Below are 1,177 nucleotides of genomic sequence, written 5' to 3'. Positions count from 1 at the left end.
AAGCCCCACAAGAACGTGGGAACCATAGGGCACGTAGACCACGGCAAGACCACACTAACAGCAGCCATCACCCACTGCTTAGCACTCAAAGGAATGGCTGAAGAAGTATCCTACGACAACATAGACAAAGCCCCAGAAGAAAGAGAAAGAGGAATCACCATAGCAACAGCCCACGTAGAATACGAATCCGAAAAATACCACTACGCCCACGTAGACTGCCCCGGACACGCGGACTACATCAAAAACATGATAACCGGTGCAGCCCAGATGGACGGAGCGATCCTTGTAGTATCCGCAGCAGACGGCCCGATGCCCCAAACAAGAGAACACGTACTACTTGCAAGACAAGTTAACGTCCCATACATCGTAGTATTCCTCAACAAAGTAGACATGGTAGACGACGAAGAACTCCTTGAACTAGTAGAACTTGAAGTAAGAGAACTCCTCAACGAATACGGATTCCCGGGAGACGAAGTACCAGTAATAAGAGGCTCCGCCCTCAAAGCCCTTGAATGCACCTCCCCAGACTGCGAATGGTGTCAACCAATCTACGAATTAGTAAAAGCCCTTGACGAATACGTACCAGAACCAGTAAGAGAAATAGACAAACCATTCCTCATGCCAATAGAAGACGTATTCTCCATCTCTGGACGTGGAACAGTAGTAACAGGAAGAGTAGAAAGAGGAAAACTCACAGTAGGAGAAGAAGTAGAAATAGTAGGTCTAAGAGAAGAACCAATAAAAACAGTAGCAACAGGAATAGAAATGTTCAGAAAAGTACTTGACGAAGCACTACCAGGAGACAACGTAGGAATACTCCTCAGAGGAGTAGGGAAAGACGAAGTAGAAAGAGGAATGGTAGTAGCAAAGCCAGGCTCCATCAAACCCCACAAAAAATTCAAAGCAGAAGTATACATCCTCTCCAAAGAAGAAGGAGGGCGTCACACCCCATTCTTCAACGGATACCAGCCACAATTCTACTTCAGGACGACAGACGTAACAGGAAAAGTGAAGCTACCGGAAGGCGTAGAGATGGTAATGCCTGGAGACAACGTAACATTTGAAGTAGAACTACTCAAGCCTGTAGCTATAGAAGAAGGGTTAAGATTTGCTATTCGTGAAGGTGGAAGGACGGTAGGTGCTGGAGTAGTTACAGAAATTCTTGATTAATAAGGGG

Annotated in this window: 1 protein-coding gene; it reads left to right on the top strand. The window is 46.0% G+C overall.

Annotation, left to right across the window (positions count from 1 at the left end; genetic code table 11):
• A partial coding sequence (gene tuf / locus QOL23_RS08475) for an elongation factor Tu (RefSeq protein ID WP_283401155.1) occupies positions 1-1,170 on the top strand: 1,170 nt, incomplete at its 5' end.
• Positions 1,171-1,177: the final 7 nt, after the last annotated feature.

It is taken from the genome of Desulfurobacterium pacificum (genome assembly GCF_900182835.1).
GTDB lineage: Bacteria > Aquificota > Aquificia > Desulfurobacteriales > Desulfurobacteriaceae > Desulfurobacterium_B > Desulfurobacterium_B pacificum.
Note: the sequence above shows the minus strand (reverse complement) of the source record. Positions and strands in the feature narration are given on the sequence as shown.